General features: G+C 35.1%; 16 protein-coding genes. 1 reads left to right on the top strand and 15 read right to left on the bottom strand.

Annotated elements, in window-relative coordinates:
* Window positions 1-3 precede the first annotated feature (3 nt).
* The 11 genes from QOL71_RS06290 to QOL71_RS06240 form a co-directional block, all read right to left on the bottom strand.
* A complete protein-coding gene (locus QOL71_RS06290; protein WP_283416116.1) occupies window positions 4-567 on the bottom strand; it encodes a YeeE/YedE family protein in 564 nt (187 codons plus the stop codon).
* Window positions 564-794 carry a DUF6132 family protein gene (locus tag QOL71_RS06285; protein ID WP_283416115.1) on the bottom strand — a complete coding sequence of 77 codons (231 nt, stop codon included), beginning with the start codon at window positions 792-794 and terminating at the stop codon, window positions 564-566. Before QOL71_RS06285 ends, QOL71_RS06290 begins: the two co-directional genes overlap by 4 nt.
* On the bottom strand, window positions 778-1,011 hold the full coding sequence (locus QOL71_RS06280) for a hypothetical protein (protein WP_283416114.1): 234 nt from the start codon (window positions 1,009-1,011) through the stop codon (window positions 778-780). The genes QOL71_RS06285 and QOL71_RS06280 overlap by 17 nt, the downstream gene beginning before the upstream one ends.
* Window positions 1,008-1,217, bottom strand: a complete 210-nt coding sequence (locus tag QOL71_RS06275; RefSeq protein WP_283416113.1) for a YgaP family membrane protein — start codon at window positions 1,215-1,217, stop codon at window positions 1,008-1,010. The genes QOL71_RS06280 and QOL71_RS06275 overlap by 4 nt, the downstream gene beginning before the upstream one ends.
* Window positions 1,218-1,222: 5 nt before the next feature.
* A complete protein-coding gene (locus QOL71_RS06270; protein WP_283416112.1) occupies window positions 1,223-1,441 on the bottom strand; it encodes a hypothetical protein in 219 nt (72 codons plus the stop codon).
* 2 nt (window positions 1,442-1,443) lie between these two features.
* Window positions 1,444-1,833 (bottom strand): class I SAM-dependent methyltransferase, encoded by a 390-nt coding sequence (locus QOL71_RS06265; protein ID WP_283416111.1) that lies wholly within the window; start codon window positions 1,831-1,833, stop codon window positions 1,444-1,446.
* A 3-nt stretch (window positions 1,834-1,836) separates the two neighbouring features.
* Entirely contained in the window at window positions 1,837-2,151 is a 315-nt protein-coding gene (locus QOL71_RS06260) for a rhodanese-like domain-containing protein (protein ID WP_283416110.1), read from the bottom strand.
* Between the two features lie 11 nt (window positions 2,152-2,162).
* Entirely contained in the window at window positions 2,163-3,581 is a 1,419-nt protein-coding gene (locus QOL71_RS06255; RefSeq protein WP_283416109.1) for an MBL fold metallo-hydrolase, read from the bottom strand.
* An 86-nt stretch (window positions 3,582-3,667) separates the two neighbouring features.
* Window positions 3,668-4,102: an OsmC family protein gene (locus QOL71_RS06250; protein WP_283416108.1), complete on the bottom strand. Its 435-nt coding sequence runs from the start codon at window positions 4,100-4,102 to the stop codon at window positions 3,668-3,670.
* A gap of 16 nt (window positions 4,103-4,118) precedes the next feature.
* Entirely contained in the window at window positions 4,119-4,916 is a 798-nt protein-coding gene (locus QOL71_RS06245) for a sulfite exporter TauE/SafE family protein (RefSeq protein ID WP_130143401.1), read from the bottom strand.
* A gap of 61 nt (window positions 4,917-4,977) precedes the next feature.
* Entirely contained in the window at window positions 4,978-5,601 is a 624-nt protein-coding gene (locus tag QOL71_RS06240) for a Crp/Fnr family transcriptional regulator (RefSeq protein ID WP_283416107.1), read from the bottom strand.
* A gap of 339 nt (window positions 5,602-5,940) precedes the next feature.
* On the opposite strand from QOL71_RS06240, the gene QOL71_RS06235 reads away from it, so the two are divergent.
* Window positions 5,941-6,336, top strand: coding sequence for an ANTAR domain-containing protein (locus QOL71_RS06235; protein ID WP_283416106.1), 396 nt, complete (start codon window positions 5,941-5,943; stop codon window positions 6,334-6,336).
* A gap of 7 nt (window positions 6,337-6,343) precedes the next feature.
* Here QOL71_RS06235 and QOL71_RS06230 read toward each other — a convergent pair whose 3' ends face one another.
* From QOL71_RS06230 to QOL71_RS06215, 4 genes are all read right to left on the bottom strand, one after another.
* Window positions 6,344-8,335, bottom strand: coding sequence for an ATP-binding protein (locus tag QOL71_RS06230; RefSeq protein ID WP_283416105.1), 1,992 nt, complete (start codon window positions 8,333-8,335; stop codon window positions 6,344-6,346).
* 168 nt (window positions 8,336-8,503) lie between these two features.
* Window positions 8,504-9,496 carry a hypothetical protein gene (locus QOL71_RS06225; RefSeq protein WP_283416104.1) on the bottom strand — a complete coding sequence of 331 codons (993 nt, stop codon included), beginning with the start codon at window positions 9,494-9,496 and terminating at the stop codon, window positions 8,504-8,506.
* Window positions 9,497-9,567: 71 nt separating this feature from the next.
* Complete coding sequence (locus QOL71_RS06220; protein WP_283416103.1) at window positions 9,568-11,256, bottom strand: UvrD-helicase domain-containing protein; 1,689 nt, start codon at window positions 11,254-11,256, stop codon at window positions 9,568-9,570.
* Window positions 11,247-13,322: an ATP-dependent nuclease gene (locus QOL71_RS06215; RefSeq protein WP_283416102.1), complete on the bottom strand. Its 2,076-nt coding sequence runs from the start codon at window positions 13,320-13,322 to the stop codon at window positions 11,247-11,249. Before QOL71_RS06215 ends, QOL71_RS06220 begins: the two co-directional genes overlap by 10 nt.
* Window positions 13,323-13,398 lie beyond the last annotated feature (76 nt).

Raw genomic sequence — 13,398 nt, 5'->3', positions numbered from 1 at the left:
TGATTAAAGTGAAAGAATGATCGGTAAAATGAGATTCGCCATAATAAAGCCTCCGATCATAAAACAAATGGTTGCAATCAAGGATGGCAATTGCAGGTTAGATAACCCCATAATGGCGTGTCCGCTGGTACACCCCCCTGCATAGCGTGTTCCAAACCCCACTAAAAAACCACCGACAACCATTAACAAAAAACCTTTCAGCGTAAACAGCGATTGCCAGTTCATAATATCTTCAGGCACTAAGCTGTTATAGTTTGTGATACCGTATCCTGCAAGCTCTGAGGCTAATTTTGGATTGACTTCGATAGGGTTGGGATTTGACAAAAGGTTGATGGCAATCGCTCCTCCCAGGAATATACCGAATACAAAGAATAAATTCCATACTTCTTTTTTCCAGTCATACTTGAAAAATGGAATGTTTGCTGGCATACACGAAGCACAGATGTGGCGTAGTGAAGAGCTGATACCAAACGATTTGTTACCTAAAATTAACAATGTGGGAACGGTTAAGCCGATTAACGGACCTGCTATATACCACGGCCACGGCTGTTTTATAAATTCTATCATTTTATTTGTTCTTGAATATTATCTTGAATTTTGGCTCTTGATTTTTTCAACATTGAAAATAAAAGTCCACCCATAACAGAGCCGTAAAGGGTACTGTTTACTGGATTTGATGTGATGGCACAACTTCCCGAATGACAACCAACAAATTTCCAATAGAGATAACCTGCTATTGCACCGACAATCATACCAGTTATGGTAAGTAAATTTTTCTTAGTGAACTTCTTCATACGATGTTTCTTCAGTTTTTTTATTGCTTTTCGGCAGGGGTGTATTGCATCCCGAGTCACTGCAACAACCTATATTCAGCAATGGCATTAACGAGAATAAACCGCCCAGTCCTGCAAGCAACCATTCTTTTGCTATAATGCCTTGTACTATAAAGAGAATGCCCAATGCTAACCTCAGCACACGCATTAAATTCCAGCTTCTGAAATAGCTTTTCATCTTCTTTTCTTTTTTAAAGTGTTGATACCAAAAGGCAGATACAAGGGGCAAAAGCTTATGAATGAGGTAAGTAAAAATACCACCGCTAAAATGCCCAACACGATTGCCAATGTTCCCGATATAACATTTGTGAAGTACAATACGGCAATACCCACTGCTATAATTATACGTATTGCTTTATCTACTGTTCCTAAATTCTTTTTCATAACGCTTATTTTTTAATTGCTAAAATTCTGACTATTGCCGCCTGGCCGACGTGATAAAGACCTTCATCTAAACTTATTGTGCATTCATAAGCTTCGGTAAAATCAAATTCCTTAAAATCAGACTTTAATTCTTCCAGATCATAAAGCATGGAAACATTTTTAGGACCTCCTGCTTTGGGATTTTGTTTTTGCTGCTCCGCATGCTTTTTATCGAAACCTTCCAAAATCAGTAGCCCCCCTTTTTGAGTAGGGAACCGAGTTTTTGATGGTATTCTTTTCTTTTCTCCGATGAGAAATGGGCATAGATAAGAACCAGAGCATCAAAGGAATTTTGGGGATAGTTGACGTGTTCCATATCCGAAACAGTATAGCTGATCGGCACCCCGTTTTTATGTGCTAATATTTTCGCTTTTTTCTTGCCTTCCTCACTTTGGTCAAATGCAAAAACATCCCAACCAAGTGTTGCCGAAAACACAGCATTTCTGCCTTCACCTTCTGCCGGAAACAAAACCTTGCCAACAGGAATACCAGAGAACTTTGCTTTCAAATACTCGTTTGGATTTTCTCCGTAAGCGAATTCTTTTTTACTGTACCGTTCATCCCAAAAATCCTTCATCCTTTATTGATTTACTACTTCGTTTACATTTTGCCAGGTTCCGCCATTGATTACATTTGTAAAGCCATTGCTTTCCAAAATGCTTTTTGCCTGACTACTACGGCTACCGCTTCTACAAAAAACAACGATGCTATTCTTCTCTTTGAATTTTGAGAGCTGATCTGCAAGCTTGTCCAGCGGAATATTCACCGCACCTTTCACACTGCCTGCTGAAAATTCAGAAGGTGTACGGACATCGACTAAAAAGGCACCTGCTCTAATCGCTTCTGTTAATTGGCTGTTATCTGTTTTGCCAAATAATGCTGAAAAAAATCCCATAGTTCTATAATTTATGCGTTTGTACAAGATGTTTCGTTACAACCAATTGTATTACCCTCGTTTGCCTGCCATTCTTTCATTCCACCTGAAAAATTTTTCACGTTTGCAAAACCGTTTTTGGCAAGGATAGAATAAGCAATTGCTGATCGGTCTCCAGCCTGACAGTGAATAACGATCTGTTTGTCCTTGCTGATTTTATTGAGGTTGTCATTAAGCGTACCAACAAAAACATGATCTGCTCCGGCTACGTGTCCGGCTTCGTATTCGGTAACGCCCCGAACATCTACAATCTGAACATCTTCTTTGCCGATGTACGTTTTAAACTCGTCGAGAGAAATCACATCTGCCTTTTGCAGATCCAGACCTAAATCTTTTACATCGGTAATATATCCGAAAATATTATCCAGTCCGATACGCATCAGTTTTCGGGTAAGATCTTCTATTTGATTATCATCGCAGACCAGCATAAACTGTTCCTGATAATTCAACATCCAACCTGCCCAGGTTGAAAAAGAGTTGTTACTCTGTATGTTCAGGCTACCCGGAATAAAGCCTTCGGCGAAATCTACCTTATTTCTTGCATCAATGACTTTCAGACCATTGGCATAAGCATCCAAAAAATCTTCTTTGGATAATTTCGGATGCTTGGGCACTGCTACCAGTAATGGACGGTTCACTTTGTTCAGGTGCTTCATCATCGCAAAGTATTTTGGAGGTTCAGGTTGGTCGGCTAGCAGATAATCGGTAAATCCTTTTTCATCTTCACCATATTGGAATGCCCAATTGCGGATTTTTTCATAACCTACCGTAGAGCTGTGTACTGCTCCCAACGCTTTGCCACAGGCGGAGCCTGCTCCGTGTGCCGACCATACCTGAACGTATTCGGGCAATGCCGCAAACTTTTTCAATGACTGGAACATTTGTTTGGCTCCGGCTTCTTTTGTACCGATAAGCCCCGCCGCTTTTTCAAGTAAATCAGGACGGCCAATATCTCCAACAAAAACAAAATCTCCGGTAAATGCCATAACAGGACTGTCGGTTGCCGGATGATCGGTCAGCAAAAAGCTGATACTTTCCGGTGTATGTCCGGGCGTATGCATCACTTTCAAAGAAAGATTGCCTACATTAATCACATCACCATCTTTCAGTCCTTTGTGTGAGAATTGGTATTGCCAATCTTCTCCGCCTTCATCCGAAAGGTACATCGTGGCTCCCGTCACAGCAGCCAGTTCTCTCGAGCCGCAAAGGAAGTCTGCGTGAATGTGTGTTTCCGTAATGTGCGTAATGCGAAGATTGTTTTGCTTCGCAATATCCAGGTACACATCAATATCTCTTTGTGCATCTATAACGATGGCTTCTCCTGTTGCCTGACAGCCTACCACGTAGCTGCCTTGGGCTAAACTCTTATCATAAACGTGTTGAAAAAACATAATGCTTTATTTATAATCGTTAATTATTCTTTTTGATACTGCAAATTTCCGTTGTTCTTTTATCCTATACAGCTACTTTTGTTACATTAGCTGATTTTGGCATTTAGAATAATCTCTGTTTTCATAGAATTGGTTACCAAACATCCCGCTTTGGCTTTTTCCATGATACGTTCAGCTTTATCGGTATCCGTTTCGGGATTAGCCAGCTTTACATCAGGAAACATTTCTGCCTGCGTGATCTGATACCTGCCATCCATCATTTCCAGTTTAGCTACGGTCTTACAACTGAAATCTGCTATTTCAACCTTGAAATTGTTGGCAATTGCTAAAAACGTTGCCATGTAGCAACTGTTGATAGCTGAAACAAATAGGTGTTCAGGTGACCAGATACCAGCTACACCATTGGGAAATTCCGGAGGTGTGGCACATTCGATGGCTTTTTCTAAAACAGGTGATGATAATTCCCCGATTCTTCCTTCTTTCCATTGGATATTTACTTCGTAGAAATGTGTTTGTGACATGATATTTGATTTTAGATTATTGAATTATTGTCTCTTTGATAATGATATAAATACCCATGACCAGCACAAACCAACCGAAAGCGGGCTTCAGTTTTTCACCATTAATTCTTTTGGAAAGTACCATCCCTATAAAAATTCCAACCAAAGCGAATCCGGTTATTTTTAGGAGAAAGATCCAATCAATAGCTGTTTCGCCACTTTCTCCAAAAAAGCCGATCAGTGACTTTGCGGCAATAATGACAAGTGAAGTACCAACGGCTTCTTTCATGGGTAGTTTGCTTAGCAGCACCAACGCAGGAATTATCAAAAATCCACCACCTGCCCCCACAAGTCCTGTAAGGATGCCTACAACCGTTCCTTCAACAAGAATCAGGGGATAATTGAATTGCTGTTTTTCAGGTGTTTTATGGGTCGATGTTTTGTCTTTTTTTATCATGCTGTAGGATGCGAAAATCATCAGCACAGCAAAAAGCAACATCAGTAGAATGCTTTTGGTAACAGTGAAATTTCCAATACTGAAAATCTCCTGTGGAATGGCAGGGACTATGTATGACCTTGTTAAAAAAACGGAAATGATAGACGGTATGCCGAAAACGACCGCTGTTTTAATGTTTACCAATCCTTTTTTGAAGTAGGAAAAAGAACCAGCTACACTTGTGGTACCGACTATGAAAAGGGAATAAGCGGTTGCCAGAACCGCATCTATACTGAATAAATACACCAAAACGGGAACGGTAAGAATACTACCGCCGCCACCGATCAGCCCTAAAGCTATACCGATAAAAATTGATGCTAAATAACCTGCTATATCCATTCGTTTTTAAGATTGATACCGCAAAAGTGCATCAACTCAAAAACCTATACAGCTACTTTGGTTACATAAGGGATATTTTGTTCCTGCCAAGTTGTAGAACTCCGTTTTCTTCCAATTGTTTTAATAGGCGTGAAACCACTACACGGGCGGTTCCGAGTTCGTTGGCTAATTGTTCGTGGGTTATCTGGATGGTTTTAGATTGCGTCAGTTCAGATTTCTTTTTCAATAAATTCAATAAACGTTCATCTACTTTTTTAAAGGCGATGGCATTGACAATTTCTAAAAGCTCTTCAAAACGCTTGTGATATAAACGGAAAATATAATCCAGCCATTGAGGATATTCCTTGATGAACAGTGAAACTTTATCCATCGGTAAAAACAAAATCTCCGCATCCTCCTCAACTTCAGCTTTTACCTTACTGGTTTCATTATGCAGTCCTCCCAAAAAAGACATAATACAGCTTTCGCCTGCTTTGATGTAATACAACAAAATTTCCCTTCCGTCTTCTTCTGTCCGGATTACCCTCATCATTCCCTTTGTTACAATCGGGATGGAGCGGATATGGGAATTTTCATTCAGAATAATACTTCCCGCTTGGTAGTTTTTCTGTATGCTATATTTATATAGTTTCTCCACCAATTCCGGAGAGGATTGAAATTCTGTTATTTGTCCCAAATCTTCCATTTCACAAAGTTAGAAATTTAATTAATGGAGAACATCATTGGCCGAGTGTTAAAACCTGTTTCTTAGACAATCTATATGTTGATTGCGTATCAGGAGATACTTTAGTATCTTTGTTTAGTAAAATATAAAATTCTTAAAGTGTTTTTGCTTTAAGTCTTGGTACTGAAAACTGGTAATTTTTAAGACAACAAGACAATAAGTAGGAACGCTCACGCTATAGGTGTGGGCGCTCGCTTATTCGTTGTCGGGTATACCAGTGCCTCAGTATCGGTAAGTTGTAGTGGCCTGCACCTTCTTTTTTGTGCAGCCCTCCCTTAATAACATAAATAATATGATGATATGGAAACCGGTACAGCACAACAAAAAACACCCCTTGCCTTTATCAATGATAAAAGCCCGATTTTAGATGTCATCTGCAATGAGCTTGATAATTCCGGTGTTGAGATATTATTCCGTTCGGAAAATATAGAAAGCGGATCATCTCAATTATCTGTTTTAACAGTACTTCCCAATGTTTGTATAATCGACCTCGATTTTTATGACAAGAACGTGCTGGCACAGCTACGGGAATTGAAAACGCTATACCCGTCTATAAAGCTGATTGCTCATAGCGATATTGACAATGAGGAAGTAGGAAAAAATCTTTTGGATATAGGTTTTTCGAGTTATTTACTGGTTGGTAGCAACGCCGATGATTTTAGAAGAGTTATTGAAATTCAAACAAACAAAGGCTAACTAATTATCATTCAAGATGCAACTTTTTAAAGAATATTTTATTTCTGAGAGTTGCATCATCCATCATCTTTTTAAAACTGATTACTTCAACATACATATTGTATCCTCTTAAAAACCCGAAATAACCTTCATCATCCGGACTTTTTGTCAAAGAATGTAATTCATCAGCAAACTCTCTTATTTTAGGAGTCAAATCGCAAACTACATAAGCATAAACTGGTGTTGAGTCATTAACTTTAATCTTCTCTAAACCTTCAGGCATTTCGTATTTTCCAGCTCGAATATCTTTTACGTATTTTCCAATTTGCATTATCGGATCATCATCCGTTTTATATGCTTCTCTTTTAGGACGTTTAAATTCAAAAATAGTAAGAGGATTACTATAGTTATTATCTCCGCTTCTAAAGGACTGCTTTTTATCAAATACTACTAAATCAGGCTCACCCAAAGCATCTTTTTTTGTTGATATTTTCTTATCCGAAGCAACAAACTCAGAGAATATTAAACGTTCATCCAACAACCATAAATTATGTTCTTGATAATCACAGTTTTCAGAAGTCTTGCCCATAGGAAAAATCAGGTTATGAATGTCTTTTTCTAATTCTCCTTTGCCGTCTTCTTTTCTCTTAAGTAATTGACGAAATGCTTCTAAAACAATTTTTCTGTTGAATACATAATGTGCCAAATCGCTTTTCCCAATTTCTGAAATCTTAGAAATAGCTTCCGCCATTTGTCCATTATGAGAAACTTCAGGATTCTCCAAAAGAGTTTTAAGTTCCGCTCTGGTTTTTTGCTCTTTTCTGAATTTCACTTCCTGTAAAGCAAGTTCAATGTTTTCGTCTTTTAAGTTGTATGGAATCGTAGATATATCTAACTCATTTAGATATGCTTTATGCCAAGGAGCTGATTCATTTACATAATTTCGTATTTGGTCACTTTTTTTCTGGACACGAACTTGAACATCTTCTCCGAATGCTTCTTTTGAAATTTCGCTTGCTTTTCTTTCAATATCTGCCTGTCCGAAAGGGAAATACATATCTTTTGATTCTTTAGGGAAATCAAAAGTTTCACGCTCAAGAGATACATTCCTGTCTAAATATTCACCAAGGATATATGTTTTTATTATATAGTTTCTCTTTGTTTTATCATCTTCTTCAAAAAATTCATCCTCGAATTCTGGTATGTATTTGTAGAGTGGAGTATCAGTGACCTCCCTGTTATGTCCGGTTAAACTAACTCTACTTTTTTGGTTACCTGGATAATAGATTTTGAAGACTTTTGCCACAAATTCATATTTCTGAAGTTTATCGTCTTCAAGTGTAAAATCCTTACTTTTCCAAAGTTTTATTTCATTTATTTCGGTCAAAAAATCGTTTAAGACGATTGAATGATTTCCTTCTGCTTCTTTCAAGATTATGGTTGGAGGAGTGAAAGTATCATTGATAAAGTAAATCAATATCTTATCAAGAATCCGTCTCGCTATCGTTTCTATTTGCTTTTCAAAATTCTGACCGGATTTAATATTTTCCAAAGTAACAACGCTATATGTTTCAACAGCAGTACTCGGCTCAATCCTTTCGTCAACAATGATTTCGTATTCTCTTCCAAAACGGAAGTAACGAGATTTCAAAGATTGGTCATTATCTCTAAAAACACTATTTACAAAGACATTATTGAAGTATTTAACATACATAAATCTACCAAAACCCTTTCCTCCGATAGACCTTTTGTATTCACTGTAAAAAGTGTCGAAACTATCCCTGTTTTCTTGTGTAAATCCTATGCCATTATCTCTAATTTCAATGCTTTTCACGCTTGGTATCGCATTCTCTATATCTAAAATCTTTTCTCGATGTAGAACTATTTCAATTTTACCATTATCAATTTGTTTTAAAACAATTGATTGGATTGAATTAACAATCGCTTCGATAATCGGAGTGTAAATGTTTGATTTACTACGTATGTTATCAATGGTTCCTTGTATGTTTATTCTACTCATTCTTGACTGTCAGTTTACTTAGTATTTGCAATACGCTTGCTATCTGTACAGTCTGAGAGGCTACACCAAACTTAAAGAGTTAACCAAACATATAACAAAAAACGATTGCCGTTTGTAAATTTATAAAAACTAATTGAAAGCTATTTAAGAGAACACTTAAAAAGTGTTTTAGCTCTCGTATACAATATTTACAATTTTATTACCTGATAATTCAAACTTTATTTGTTCATATTTTGAAATACTCGTTTTCCCTTGGCCGATTGAAATAGGATAATACTTTACCCCAACATCCACAAATGGCAGTTTAAAGCTCCAGGCAGATCTTATTTTAAAATTCTTACCACATAATTGCTGTTCAGAAGTTTCAAGATATTTTTTAAATTCAATAATACCCTGAACTCTATTATCTGTTACATAATTTGTTCGTTTCTCAAAACTTATGTTTTCATCAAGGTTTTTCAAAATATCGTCTATTACAGAATTATTACAAGCATTTATAAAATCTCTTATAATTTTCCGTGGTAACTTCTGTACTTCTCGAATTGCTTTCTTTTTATCTTCCTGAAATACTGAAAAGTCCGCATCTACCAAATCATGAATTTTGTAGTATCCTGAATGGAAAGCTTCTAAAGGGGATTTATAAAGTTTATCCTTTAAAATATAAGCACTATCATCTTCATTTTTTGTTTTGAAATCATCTAACAGCAAAAAGCCTTGTTCTTCAGTTGCTTTATTAATACCGGTGACAATATTTACATAATAATATTGCTCATGGTCATCGAATAAGACTTTTATTACAGGATTAAATTTTTCAACTTTTTTGGCTGACTTTTTTACAAGATATTTAGTTTCATCTAAAGGATTCTCAATTCGTCTTCCCCAACCATCTGTCGAAAATTCCGATTGATATCGGGATATCTGAATTCTAATTTCTTTTCTTCCTTTTTCCAGATCGGCAGTGTATTCATATTCAGGGAAGCAATCAAGTATTGCTGTGTCTAACTCCCATTCCTCATAGTCACTGGTGAAATTAATTTGATAACTAAATTCATATTCTCTAATATAAACTGGGAACCGAATTTTATTTTCGATAATTTTTTCCTCAATTTTATTGATATCTGATTTGCGATTTATTGTTATTGATATATCTGTTTCTATCATCGAGTTTTAATATTAACTATTAGGGTGTAGTCAGAATTTGCCAATAGGTTCTTATGTTTTATAGTGGCATTCTATAAAAACTCCAAGTCATAAAAACCACTTAAAGAACTCTGGATATTAGACGCTATAGATGGAACAGAAATAAACAGCCTATTCTTTGCTCTGCTTAGTGCCACATAATTTATTCTATGCTCTTCGTTAGCTACCAAATCACATTCAGCTAAAAAATTGATGTCTTTTTCTTCATTTAGAACTAATAGTACATTGTCAAATTCATCACCTTTAGACTTATGAATAGTCTTGTGCAGGCTTATGTCTTCAGGTATAGAAACACATAAAAGTAATTGGTTCAGTGTATGAGTTTCATAAAATGTCTTAATATCTCCGCTTCTAAAATTAGCTAAATCAGATACTAAATTTTCTCTTATGAAAGCTGCAAATTGCAACAAAGATTCTCCTTCTAATTCGGAGTGCTTTTCAAGCAAAATGGTAAGGTATTTCAGAGCTTTTTTCCTGCCCTTGGCTTTATCGAATTTATAATTAAACTGTTTCTCTAAGACTTTAATCGCATCTTTAAACTTGTTTTGTTTCCCATAAGCAATTGCTCTTACACAGTAATAAATCATGTTAGAACGCTTAGGATTGGTATCTACTTCTTTCTGTTTTTCTAACAATTTGCTATCTAATCCTGCCCCATTGATTTCTGCTTTCATCGCATTTGAGGTTATGTTGTCCCTTGAAAGCGTATAAATGGTTTCATTACTGCATTTGGTTTTTGCAGCACGCAATGCTAATATCATGTCACCAATAAAAATCATTGGTTTTGCAATTGATACATTCCGAATTTTACTTTGATTTATGTCTTTTCGAAGATCATTCAAAGAGTCAATGATTTCATTACTACTTCTTCTGTTCTCATTTAAAACGAACTCTTTTATGTTAGGCAAAGAAAAAGTTTGAAATTGCGTATGATCAGCTCCTTGGAATTTATATATTGATTGTGCCGTATCTCCAATAATTCCGATTTTAGTTTCTCCTAATCCGATTTTCTTAAATATTTCGACTTGTATAGGATTGCTATCCTGAAATTCGTCTATATAGACATAAGGAAATTTAGCATTCAATACGTTTACCACAAACGGAAATTTATTTATTATCTGAAAACTAAAGAAAAGGACATCATCATGATGAAGCAAGCCTTTTTCCCACATCATCTTTTTGTATTCCATGTAGGAATCATTTTTAATGGGATATTTTCCAATTTTAAAAGGATAATCTGTTTTTACTTTCAACTCACCATTTTCAAATTTCCATTTTAAATTACTAAATGCTTTAACAACAGTCTTATCATCATTTATTCTTTGTTGTCCTGTACGATTTTTCCAATCACTTAAAAAGCTATAATTTGATAATACAATATCATCATGACCATCCATTTCAGCAATATTAAGACCAAATTCGGCCGCAACAAATGATGCATACGGTTTCACAATATTTTTGTACAAAAAGCTGTGAATTGTTGATACTTCAACTTGATTTGCAGATGTACCTAACCTCTTTTGAATTGTTTCAACAGCTATATTTGTATATGTGATGCATGCAATTTTTCTTGTCCTGAACAGATTACTTGAGTTATGTAAAACGTTCTTTATGTGATTTATAAGCCAATGGGTTTTACCGGCACCAGGTCCGGCAGATACTTTAAAATGACTTTCAATATCTGCGATAATGCTATCTGAGTTGATAATCGTTATTGACATAATTCTTCTATTGCAGATTTAATATAAGGTGGAACATTGAAATCCTTAAAATCCGGGGTTCCTTTTTTTGAAAGGTTTTCTTGAAGAGCATAACATAATTCCAGTGCATTTTCCCCTTTTCCAACTGAATTAAGATATCTTGAAGCTATGACGGATTTCCTTTTTTCTTCATCTGACATACTTGTATTATCTAATATTCCATTCTTGATTCTTTGATTTTCTGTACTATCAGATAGTTTATCAAGTAAATCTTGTACGGTCTTTCCGTCAGCAGAATATAGTGTCATTAGTTCAGTAATTTCCTTTGCATTACTTATAGATTCAGTAATTAGAATATCAAGGCTGGGATTACTTAATAAAATCTCATATTCAAAAGTTTTTCCTGTACCAATTGGCTGACTGTAAAATGTAATGTTTGGATGAGTTCCTATTTCGAATAAATCGGCAGTAGGATTAGTTTGGTATTCATAGTTAGCAGTATCATGATTAAACTCAAATGGATAACATTTTTTAAATTTACCATCGGGCTTTTCTTTTCTTTCAGGGTCTCTGTCAGTAAGACAAATTACTCTCTTAGGAAGGGTAGAGTCTTTCAAACTGTCAAAAAGGTATAAAAAATGATTAAAATAACGACCACCAACATTAATTATAGCAACATGATGATCTTCTAATGATTTTTCCAAGTAGTTAGCGAAAATTGAAATCAAAAGTTGTTCCGCTATTCCTTCTACCAAAATTATTTTCTGAGCAAATAACATGTCAGACTTTGTTGCATCTAAAAATCGTTGAACATACTTCTTACTTTTAACGTTTTCAGATCCATCAGGTTCTATGAAAACTTTCTTTGGATATCCAATAGTGGTATTTCCTTCTTCATTGTGCAAGCATATTATTTCATCCAATGAAACCGCTGATGTAATATGAGTTGAATGAGTTGTTACAAAAATTTGTCTGACTTTTTTTTCTTTCATATTCTCATTGAGAAACTTCAAAAACTTATACTGCATTGCTGGATGAAGATGAGCTTCAGGTTCTTCTATTGCTAATGTATTAAACACTTTTGCATTTGCATCCAAATATTCTACATCAGCATTGACCTGCATTTTCGCTAATAACAATGACATAAAAATTAAGTTGTTATAACCAAGTCCATTGTGTGTTGCAGGAATTTTTATACCAGTCTCATATTCAACAATAAGTTTTAGAACTGAATACATTTCATTTTCAGAAACACTTCCTTCGAAATTAGGTGTTGCTTTATTGAATGATGCTCCTGTATTTTTAGCATAAGAAAGGATTTCTTTTTTACCGGCATCAATTCTATCACCCAACTCTTGAATAAGTACATCTGCTTTTTCAGAAAAAAGAATTTTTCTACTCTTTATTTCTAAATGCTTCTCTTCATTTGTTTTAATAGAGTCCTTTTTTATCTCGTAATCCATAAAAAAATCAAAAACTTCTCTCAAAAGAGTATTTCGACCTGTGAACATATCTCTTTCGACATCTCTAATAGCGTTCAGAAATTGAAAATCAAATTTAGACAACGATTCATTATCTGCTGTAGATTGATTTGTTGGATCTCCTCCCCAAATTTTGTATGTATAAAACCGGATGAAATCATGCTTAATAATTTTCCATACTTTATCAATCGCTTTTTCATCATCGTCGGAAACTGCCGACAATTCAGTTATATAATCTTCGTGTTTTTTTTCAGGTAGAAAAAACTCATAAGTAAGGAGTGCTTCATAGGAATTATCTAGTCTAGTGAGCCAATTAGATATTGTAACCAAATCATCAGGCTCTTGTTCTTTTCCTTTTTCAATAGTAATTGCAATGGTTATTTTTGGTGGATTTGTTTTTAATTCGGCTAAAGTCAAATTTTTATTGAAATCGTCTACATCCAATCTTTTATGGTTTTGAGTGTCAATAACTAAAGATAATGCTTTAATAAGGTTTGTTTTCCCTGCATTATTATGACCAATTATGACATTTACTCCATCATTAAATTCAATTTCTTTTTCTTTGAAATTTCTGAAATTATTGATCTGTATTTTTGATATGTACATTCAAGAAATAGTTATGGTTATTTTTTTTGATTGCTTATAATGAATTTATATTCACTTTAAACTCTAAGCAAATTTA

Origin of the sequence: Epilithonimonas pallida (assembly GCF_900182975.1) — a bacterium.
In the GTDB taxonomy this organism is placed as follows: Bacteria; Bacteroidota; Bacteroidia; order Flavobacteriales; family Weeksellaceae; genus Epilithonimonas; species Epilithonimonas pallida.
This window is presented reverse-complemented; position numbering and strand designations above follow the sequence as displayed.